This is a genomic window from Aquimarina sp. AU58 (assembly GCF_900312745.1).
Classification (GTDB): Bacteria; Bacteroidota; Bacteroidia; order Flavobacteriales; family Flavobacteriaceae; genus Aquimarina; species Aquimarina spinulae.
On the sequence record NZ_OMPD01000014.1, the window covers coordinates 402,756 to 413,257 of the forward strand.

Sequence of the window (10,502 nt, forward strand, 5' to 3'; positions counted from 1 at the left end):
CATAAAACATAGAAATCATGGCAGAATATCCACTACCAAAGTTCCATTTTAAGGTAACAATTGGAGGCGACACCGAATTAAATTGTACAGAGGTATCAGGTTTAGACTTTGAAACTGAAGTAATAGAATATAGAGGAGGAGCCGATAATGACTACTTCAAGAAAAAGCAACCTGGAATGACCAAGTTTGCAAATATTGCAATCAAAAGAGGAACTTTTGTTTCTACAAAAGGACAATTCTATGATATGTGGAAGAAAAATGTATTCTTTCAAGAAGGTGAAGAGAAGTTTAGAAGTGATCTTACGATTAGCTTGTTAGATGAAAAGCATGAGCCTGTTGTAACCTGGGAAGCACAGGATGCTTGGTTGCTTAAAATACAATCTACAGATCTTAAAGCAGATGGAAATGAGATCGCTATTGAATCTGCAGAATTTGCAATTAACAGTCTTAAAATAGCATCTTAATGGCAACCTATTATCCACCCGTTGGTTTTCATTTTAGTGTTGAATTTACTGGTTTGTCAACCAGTGAGGCAGACCATCAGTTTCAATCCATAGCTGGATTGTCAGTAGATGTAGAAACAGAAGATGTCACCGAAGGTGGAGAAAATAGATTTAAGCATAAAATTCCGGTAAGGACAAAATATCCAAACCTGGTTCTAAAAAGAGGGTTGTTGGTAGATTCTAAGGTAATCGATTGGTGTAAAGATGCTGTCGAAAACTTCGAATTCGAGCCTATAGATCTTATTGTTAAACTTTTAAATGAAAAGCATGAACCGCTAGTATCCTGGAATATAGTGCATGCCTATCCAATTAAATGGTCCATATCGGACTTTAATGCTCAAGAAAGTAAAGTGGTCATCGAGACCATAGAGCTGGTGTATAACTACTATAATACAATTTGATAATCATGGGAGCGATCGAAATTAAAGAATTACACATCAAAATAAATGTAGACAATGATCAGAAAAATACAGATGTTCCAAAAGGAGGTAAGCCATTGGTAAACAAGGATACGATTGTCGCCGAATGTGTAGAGCAAATCATGGAGATCATTTCAAAACAGTCTGAACGATAAGCAATGAGTACCGGAGAATTAAAAAAATTAAAGGTTGTAGCCTATAGTGACCCACAGTTTAATGATAAAGTGGGAGACGGAGAATTTACCACATTGGTGAATCCGGAAAAATACACCTTTAATTATAAAATCGAGCAAAACGAGGATCAGGCTTCAGGTACCAGTGATTTATCTCCTAAGTTTAATAAAAAACTTCCTGAAGATCTTGAATTAGAATTTTTATTTGATAGATCAGGTGTCATTGTACACTATGGCAGTGATCCAGGGAGTAGTTCGGGTAATAAAGTTTTTAAAGACGAAGGTGATGGTATCATTGATGATATCGAAAAGTTTAAAAAAGTAATCCTCGATTACAACGGGGACGAACATAAGCCAAACTATCTAATGATTTCGTGGGGAACTCTTCTTTTCAAAGGGAGTCTTACCGAAATGAGCATAGAATTTAAACTTTTTAAACCAGACGGTACGCCGATCCGTGCGGTTGCGAAGGCAAAGTTTCAAGGTTTTGTAGAAGATGATCTTAGAGTAGCAAAAGAGAATAATCAATCTCCTGATTTAACACATGTACGTGTGGTAAAAGAAGGAGATACGTTGCCTTTAATGTCGCATCGTATTTATGGGGATTCTAAGTATTATTTAGAAGTAGCGAGGGTAAATGAGATTACTTCATTTAGAAAATTAGAAGTAGGAAAAGAAATTTTCTTTCCTCCAATAGAAAAAACATCATAAAAATGGCTGAAGGCAGTGTAATACAAACATCAAAAAATGCAGACCTTGTTACAAACAAGGTACTGGTCAACGGAGAAGAGTTGTCTAAGGCCTATCAGGTTAAAACAATTTCTATCGAAAAGGAGGTCAATAGAATCTCTACTGCCAAGTTGATTATAACAGATGGAGAACCCTCTAAGCAAGATTTTGAATTAAGTAATCAAGAACTAGTTGTACCAGGAGCAGAAATCGAAATTACTGCTGGATACCATTCTGATGAAGAAACGATTTTTAAAGGAATTGTCATTAAACATAATATAAAAATAAGAACTAATGGTTCTTATCTTATTGTGGAGTGTAAGGATGAAGCTGTCAAGCTTACAATAGGCAGAAAAAGCAAATATTTCTATGATAAAAAAGATAGTGATATTATCGAAGAAATTGTCGGCGATTATGGTATTGATAACGATGTAGAAGCTACTAAATATGAACATAAGGAATTGGTGCAATACAACGTGTCAGATTGGGATTATATAGTTTCACGAGCTCAGGCTAATGGTAAACTTTGCTTTGTAGATAACGGCGAATTAACTGTAGCCAAACCTGATTTTAGCTCAGATCCAGTGGAGACTGTAACCTTTGGATCAACTATTTTAGATTTGGATGCAGAGATTGATGCCAGACATCAGATCGATAAAGTTACTTCTTATGGATGGAACTATTCTGATCAGGAAATTGTAGAGGTAGAAGCTAATGACCCATCAGTTTCGTTAAATGGTAACTTATCTGCTTCGGATCTCTCTTCTGTAATCGCTTTAGAAAACTTAGAATTACGTCACGGAGGATCGCTTACTACAGAAGAATTACAAGATTGGAGTGACGCTAAATGGATGTTTCAGCAATTATCAAAAGTTAGAGGCCGAGTTAAATTTCAAGGAGTACCAGCGGTAAAACCAGGAACGTTATTAGAGCTACAAGGAGTAGGAGATAGATTTAATGGTAAGATCTATATCACAGGAGTAAGTCATCATATTGCAGAAGGAAATTGGACAGTAGATGCACAATTTGGGATCAACCCTAAATGGTTTTCTGAAACATATGATATCAATGCATTACCAGCATCAGGATTACTATCAGGAATTTGTGGACTACAAGTAGGAATCGTAAGTCAGCTTGAAGAAGACCCTGATGGAGAAGAAAGAATTTTAGTGCAAATACCAATCATCAATAACGAAGAACAAGGTATATGGTGTAGAGTAGCTTCATTAGATGCAGGTGAAAATCGAGGAGCATTCTTTAGGCCTGAAATAGAAGATGAGGTTATCGTTGGTTTTATAAATGATGATCCAAACGATGCAATAGTATTAGGAATGTTACATAGCAGTGCCAAACCTTCTCCTATTACCGCAAGTGATGATAATCATGAAAAAGGATTTGTTACCAGAAGCGAAATGAAAGTACTTTTTGATGATGATAAAAAGTCTATAACTATTGAAACACCTGCAGGAAAAAAAATAGTATTAGATGAAGATGCAGGTTCTATTATTGTCGAGGATGATAATTCGAATGTAATTACCATTGATAGTTCGGGTATAGCAGTAGAAAGTGCTGGGGATATTAGTTTAACAGCATCTGGAGATGTTAATATCGAAGGAACCAATGTAAATATAAAAGCAAGTGCAGAATGCAAAGCAGAAGGAGGAGCTGGTATAGAAGTTTCTTCCAGCGCAATTGCAACCCTTAAAGGGTCACTAGTTCAGATTAATTGATAAAATTTAAAAAGAACCAAAAACTATAAACAAATAAACAATGCCACCAGCAGCAAGAATTACAGATATGCATACCTGTCCATTAGTAACAGGAGTAGTACCTCACGTAGGAGGGCCCATATTACCAGCAGGAGAGCCAACCGTACTTATTGGTGGATTGCCGGCAGCACGAGTTGGGGATATGGCAGTATGTGTAGGACCGCCAGATACAATAATTATGGGATCTGGAACAGTAATGATAGGAGGAATGCCAGCGGCAAGAATGGGTGATAGTACCGCTCACGGAGGAGTAATTGTACTAGGAAGCCCTACAGTAATAATAGGAGGTTAGTTATGGAAAATAAAGATTCTTTTTTAGGTACAGGCTGGGGATTTCCACCAGAGTTTAATAAAACGGCAAAACATGTATTGATGACCTCTAATGAGGAAGATATTAAGAAGAGTTTAGAGATTTTATTAACAACCAGATTAGGAGAAAGAATTATGGTGCCTAATTACGGATGTAACCTGGATGAGCTTCTTTTTAAACCTTTGGATAGAACCTTAAAAACTTTTGTAATCGAACTGATTAAAACAGCAATACTCTATCATGAACCCAGAATAGATGTAATTAAAATAGACATCTCTGAAACAGATGAGTTAGAAGGGAAATTGCTAGTGAAAATTGATTATTTAATTAGAAGTACCAACTCAAGAAGAAATGTAGTTTTTCCTTTCTATAAAGAAGAAGGAACCAACATATAATGCGCTAATAAAACTATGTGTAACGACGGTAAACATACAGACAATATAATTTTCCAAAGAAATGGAACCGATCAGGAGGAACGCTTTAACAGTGTCTTGGATCCAGCTAATTTAGAACTTCATGATTTTGATCTTGAAGACTGGTTGTTGTTTGCGTATAATTTTGCCAAACACATAAATTTCTTTGAAACAAATGATAATCAGATCCCATCAGGTGATTGGCAAGAACTTTTTAATCATTTCGATTTTACTAATCAAGATATTCCTAAAAGAACAGATAGCGATTATCAATTGCTGAAAAATAAGATTTCCAAAACGATTGAAGATCTTGAAGCTAAAAGTAGTGTCACTCCTCATATGACATTGTTTATATGTTTTTTAAGGTTATTAGAATTTTCTAAGCAACGATTTAATAGCATTACCAAAAGACATCTGGATTTTTTCTATAAGGAAATATTACAGATAGAAAAACTACCAGCGACAGAGGATAAAGCCCATATAATTTTCGAACTAGCTAAAAAAAGTGTAGAAGAGAGAGTTGTAAAAGAAACTGCATTAGACGGTGGTAAAGATACCAATGGTAATAAACTCATTTACAAAACCACTGAAGAACTCATCGCCAATAAGGCCAAAGTTGCACAACTAAAGAGTTTATATAATGATATCAACCTGGGTGAGATCAAATATAGCTCGATGGCTAATTCGTTAGATGGACTAGAAGAAGCTTTACCAGATGATGCAAATTATTGGCTTCCGTTTGGGTATACATCAGGAGAGAAAAGATATACAGAGTTGCCAGACGCCAGATTAGGCTTTGCGATAGCTTCTCCAATGTTTCAATTGTCAGAAGGAACAAGAACCATAAGAATTGAGGTTAACTTCAAGGAAGATTTTGTGCTGACTAGGTTTAAAAAATTTACTGAAGAACAAGTAGCAGAAAAAGAAGAAGAAGAAAATTTAGCTCCTGATAAGATTAAGGAGTACTTATTAAATACGATTAGTGTACTCTATAGCTCAGAAGAGCAGTGGATAAATCTTTCATCATTTCTGCAAGAAACAGATGAAAACGTTTTAAAACCAGAGTCTGAAATAAAAGAAAATACACTTACATTAGTTTTTGAGATTCCTAAAGAAGCACCTGCCATTGTTCCTTATAACCAGGAAGTTTTGGGTGAAAAATTCACTTCTGATTTTCCGATAATTCGTTTTTTAATTGATACAAAAGTTCAGGATACAGATCCCGTAAATGATCAACCGTTACCATCAGAAGAAGTGTTTAATCAAGGGCATATTCTTTTTAGAAATTTAGTAAAGAAAAAAATTCAAAATATAACTACCAAAGTAGATGTTACGGGTGTGAAATCTTTGATTTTAGAAAATGATACGGGTACACTCAATGCAAAGAAGCCTTTTTACCCATTTACAACCCAACCGATTACAGGATCCTCTTTTACAATTGATTATCCAGAAATATTTTTAAAGAAGTGGGGTGATCTAAGTATAAATATTAAGTGGAAAAATACACCTCCCAATTGTTTCAAACAACATTATCTGGCCTATAAAGAAGATTACCTTAACGGAATAAGTAAAGATATCTTTATAGATGGTATGTTCACTGACCCTAATGTGGGTGACATTTCTGCAAATCAACCTGAAGATTTTGTTGATGAACCATCAGATGCCACATCAGATAACGGAGCATTAGTATTGAATACCAATGATGAAGATCTGATTGTTAAAAACGACGCATATTTTACGGCTACTTCTTCGGTTTTACTCAATGAAGTATGGAAGGATAGTGAAATCCCTGTGACGTTATTTGAAAATAAAAACAACAATTATGATTGTGGTAACCAACAAGATAATGTAGAGGGCGAAATGCCTACTTATGAAACTAATTTTTCAATTAATTTAGGTAGTGATCGATTGACAAAAAGTGGACCTATTCGCTTGACATTAGATCAATCCTTTTTACACTCATTATTTCCAAGGATTTATACTTTGGCATTATCCAGTGATAATGATGAGACTCTGATACCTAATGACCCATATACACCTTTTGCAGATACCATAAGCCTTAGTTATAGCGCTGAAGAAGACACAGATTTTACAGTAGATAGTGAAAACGAATATACCAACAATAGAATACAACTATTTCATGAAGATCCATTTGGACAATATGAAGAACATTCTTATTTAAAAATACAAGCGCAGAAGAAAAGCATCCTAACTAAAAATGCAGATACTGATAGTTGGATTGTACCTGATTATTGTCACGGAGGTGAATTATATATCGGATTAGAAGAAGCAGAAGTTTCGCAGCAGATTTCATTATTGGTTCAAATTTTAGAAGGTAGTGAAAATCCAGATGTAGATTCATTTGTTGGAAAACAAAAAGTAGAGTGGGCAGTACTCTGCAATAATCAATGGATGGACCTTGAAGAAAGCTTGCTGAACAATGGTATTGATAATTTCTTAAAATCGGGCATTGTTAAATTTAGTATTCCAAAACAAGCCACCAAAATCAACACTCGACTTCCAAAAGATTTTATTTGGATAAGAGCTAAAATGCACAAGGATTATGATGCGGTTTGTAAAGTGATTGACATTATGGCGCAGGCAGTATTGGCTCAATTTGAAAATAACAATAATGAGCTAACGCATCTCTATAATGGACTTCCGGCAGAATCTATCTCAAAACTAATTAGTAGGGTACCGCAGATAAAAGGTGCTTCACAACCCTATAATTCTTTTGATGGAAAACCACTAGAGTCTGATGACGAATATTACAGAAGAATAAGCGAAAGGTTAAGACATAAAAATAGAGCCATTACACTTTGGGATTACGAACATTTAATTATGCAAGAGTTTCCAGAAGTGTTTAGAGTAAAATGCTTGAATCATACCTCGAATGACTCTTTTTTATCACCCGGAGATGTAACGTTGGTTGCTATTCCAGATATCGTAGACAAAAATGTTTTTGACATATTCGAACCCAGACTGAGTACAGCTACTCTTAATAAAATTCAAAACTTCATTAATCAATTAAATACCATGCATGTAGAAGCCGTGGTGATGAATCCTCAATATGAGCAAGTACTAATTAAATTGAATGTAAAGTTTTATCAGCAATACGATGAGAACTTTTACCAAAAACAATTAAACGAAGATCTTGTCAAGTTCCTATCTCCATGGGCATTTGATACTTCACAAGAAATTGTTTTTGGGATAGAATTAAATCGTAGCACGCTTATCGACTATGTTGAGAAGCTATTCTATGTGGATTACTTATCCGAATTAGAAATGGCTAAACATCCTGATGGAGTAGAAGCCCCAGAAAATCCAAAGGATGAAGACTATCTAGAACAATTAGAATTTGTTCAGGTACTTTCTCCAACCAGTCCAAAACATATTTTGGTATCAGCAAAAAATCATCTGATATCAACCGATATTAAAATTTGTGATCCTATTATAATTGAAGAAGCAGAAACATGTCAGTATTAAACGAACATATTAGCATACCCAAAAAAGTCGCTACACAAGACGATTTAGACTTTTTCTATTTAAAAGAAAAAGGCATCGAATATATAGAACAATTAGGTGGCAAGTTATGGACAGACTTTAACTCGCATGATCCAGGGATTACGATGCTAGAAATGCTTTGTTATGCTATTACCGATTTAGGAATGAGAATTGAGCTTCCTATAGAAAATGTACTAGCATCTAATGATATTACCAAAAATGTAAAAACGCAGTTTTTCAAAGCCTCAGAAGTGTTGCCTACCAGCCCGGTAACTGCATTGGATTATCGCAAACTTTTTATAGATATAGAAGGAGTTAAGAATTGCTGGTTAGCAAAGCATAAAAAGAAAGTATATGCTAACTGTAAAGATGATCTGTTGTCCTATAATCCAGAAGATTTTAGTTTGATTCCGAGTGGGCAAAAAAAAGAATTTGTACTCAAAGGCTTATATGATTTATATGTTGATTTTGAAGAGCTAGACCAATCGGGTATAGATCAGGTAACCGAAAAAATTAGAGAACGCTATCATGCGTATCGAAATCTTTGCGAAGATTTAGTTACGATAGAGAAAATACAGGAATTCCCGGTAAAAATTTGTGCAGATATAGAGGTAAGTACAGATGCAGATGAAGAAAAAGTACATGCGTTGATGCTAAGAGCAATCGATGCGTATTTCTCAACCACCGTAAATTTTTATTCATTGACTCAAATGCTTGATAATGGATATTCAACTTTAGAGATTTTCGATGGTCCAGTTTTACAAAATGGTTTTATAGATACAAATGAACTTATCGAAGCAGATTTACGCAGCGAAGTAAGGTTGTCGGATATCATGAAAATCATTATAGGTATTCCCGGAGTCGCTAATATAAAAGATATCTCGCTGGGCTATTGTGGGGATCAAACTACTGATACCAATGAATGGGTGATATGTCTGGAAGAATATGAAAAACCAATTGTGTGTGATGAAAGTGTTTTTAACTACAACAAAGGATTATTACCACTCAATATTAATAAAAAACAGGTCGATATTTATCTCGAAGAATTAGAGAAAGAAGAACAAGAAGCTATTGCTGAAGCAGGAGCAGATAAAGAACTCGAAATTCCAAAAGGGAAATATCTTAAAACTGATAGTTATACAACCGTTCAAAATGATTTTCCTGATACCTATGGGATTAGTGAGGTAGGATTACCTGCTAGATCAACTACTGCAAGAAAGTCGCAAGCCAAGCAACTTAAGGGATATCTATTATTTTTTGATCAGATTTTGGCTAGTTATTTTAAGCATTTAGGTCAAGTTAAAGAATTACTCTCTGTAAGCGGAAACTTAACGCAAACTTTCTTTACTCAGGCCATACAGGATGTACAGAATCTAGACGAATTAGTTTCAAATTATCCTCTGGATAACGATGAATATCTAACCAATGTACTATATGAGGATCTAGATAACAATATTGAAAGGAGAAACGAGATTTTAGATCATTTGTTAGCGCGATTTGCAGAACGATTTACTGAGTATTCTTTTATTATGAAGTCTATTTATGCCAATACTACCGATGAAGTAGTACTAAGAAATAAAGAAGATTTTTTAAAAGATTATAAGGTTGTTAGCAAAGATAGAGGTAATGCGTTTAATTATTATAATCAGCCTACAGAAAATCTTTGGAATACTTCTAATGTTTCAGGTGTACAAAAAAGGATCGCTCGTCTTTTAGGGATTAAAGATTATAATAGAAGACACCTCACAGATTCTTTTGTAGAAATATATGATCTGATCAATAGTGATAATCAAAAAGTGTATAGATGGAGAATTAAAGATCTGAATAATTCCATCGTATTATCTGGTACAGAAGAATATTTTGATGCCGCTGCCGCAAATAGGGAGTTGTTTTTTGCTGTTCTTCAAATTATTCAAACCAGAGAATTTAAAGTTGAAGAAGTTTTTAAAGAAGGATTCTCTGATCATGCAGAGATTGATAATATACAGATTCATCAAGCTGATTCTGGTAAATATTCTTATGACATTATTAACCCTGCCATAGAGGATGAAAATGACCCAGATAGAATCATAGCAAAGCGATTCACCTATTATCAAACAAAAGGAGAAATAAAACAATCTATTCTGGATCTTATAAAGTTTATGAAGGAAGATTTTACAGAAGAAGGGTTATTTATTGTGGAGCATATGATGCTTCGTCCGGATATTAATCAAACGGATGTAAATGAGGGTGTTTTTATGCCAATTTGTACAGATGAATGTACCAATTGTGAGCCGATAGACCCCTATTCTTATCGTGTGAGTATCGTACTGCCTGGATATACACTTAGGTTTTCTAATACAGATTTTAGAAACTACATGGAACGAATTATCAAAGAAGAATTACCCGTCCATGTTCTAGCCAAAATATGCTGGGTTGGGTATAGAGAAAATGAAGTAGAAGACCCCAACGATAACGAATTATTGCAGTTTGAAAATGCATACAAAGCATATCTTCTGGCTAACACATCACTTGACCAAGAACAGCCAGAACCAGAACTAATTGAACTTATTGAAGCATTATCTAGTCTTAACAATGTATATCCAACAGGAAGACTATTTGACTGTGATAATGAGAACGAAGAATTATACGGAAGAATAATTTTAGGAAAAACGAATTTAGGATCATTATAAAAATCATTAA

9 protein-coding genes are annotated in these 10,502 nt (G+C 34.6%); all 9 read left to right on the forward strand.

The window, feature by feature from the left end:
• The first annotated feature begins 17 nt into the window (after positions 1-17).
• Genes DK441_RS13475 through DK441_RS13510 form a run of 9 tightly spaced genes read left to right on the forward strand, consistent with a single transcriptional unit; the run spans position 18 to position 10,492 of the window.
• Entirely contained in the window at positions 18-464 is a 447-nt protein-coding gene (locus DK441_RS13475; RefSeq protein WP_024769977.1) for a phage tail protein, read from the forward strand.
• Positions 464-904 (forward strand): phage tail protein, encoded by a 441-nt coding sequence (locus tag DK441_RS13480; RefSeq protein ID WP_109851192.1) that lies wholly within the window; start codon positions 464-466, stop codon positions 902-904. The genes DK441_RS13475 and DK441_RS13480 overlap by 1 nt, the downstream gene beginning before the upstream one ends.
• Before the next feature lie 5 nt (positions 905-909).
• Entirely contained in the window at positions 910-1,077 is a 168-nt protein-coding gene (locus tag DK441_RS26915; RefSeq protein ID WP_200822854.1) for a DUF5908 family protein, read from the forward strand.
• 3 nt (positions 1,078-1,080) lie between these two features.
• The gene (locus DK441_RS13485; RefSeq protein ID WP_109851193.1) at positions 1,081-1,806 is read left to right on the forward strand and encodes a hypothetical protein; all 726 of its coding nucleotides are present in this window, start codon (positions 1,081-1,083) and stop codon (positions 1,804-1,806) included.
• A 2-nt stretch (positions 1,807-1,808) separates the two neighbouring features.
• Entirely contained in the window at positions 1,809-3,554 is a 1,746-nt protein-coding gene (gene vgrG / locus DK441_RS13490) for a type VI secretion system tip protein VgrG (protein ID WP_109851194.1), read from the forward strand.
• 40 nt (positions 3,555-3,594) lie between these two features.
• Entirely contained in the window at positions 3,595-3,885 is a 291-nt protein-coding gene (locus DK441_RS13495) for a PAAR domain-containing protein (RefSeq protein WP_074405567.1), read from the forward strand.
• A 2-nt stretch (positions 3,886-3,887) separates the two neighbouring features.
• Positions 3,888-4,298: a GPW/gp25 family protein gene (locus DK441_RS13500; protein ID WP_074405566.1), complete on the forward strand. Its 411-nt coding sequence runs from the start codon at positions 3,888-3,890 to the stop codon at positions 4,296-4,298.
• 15 nt (positions 4,299-4,313) lie between these two features.
• On the forward strand, positions 4,314-7,802 hold the full coding sequence (locus tag DK441_RS13505) for a baseplate J/gp47 family protein (protein WP_109851195.1): 3,489 nt from the start codon (positions 4,314-4,316) through the stop codon (positions 7,800-7,802).
• Positions 7,790-10,492 (forward strand): hypothetical protein, encoded by a 2,703-nt coding sequence (locus DK441_RS13510; protein ID WP_109851196.1) that lies wholly within the window; start codon positions 7,790-7,792, stop codon positions 10,490-10,492. Before DK441_RS13505 ends, DK441_RS13510 begins: the two co-directional genes overlap by 13 nt.
• Positions 10,493-10,502 lie beyond the last annotated feature (10 nt).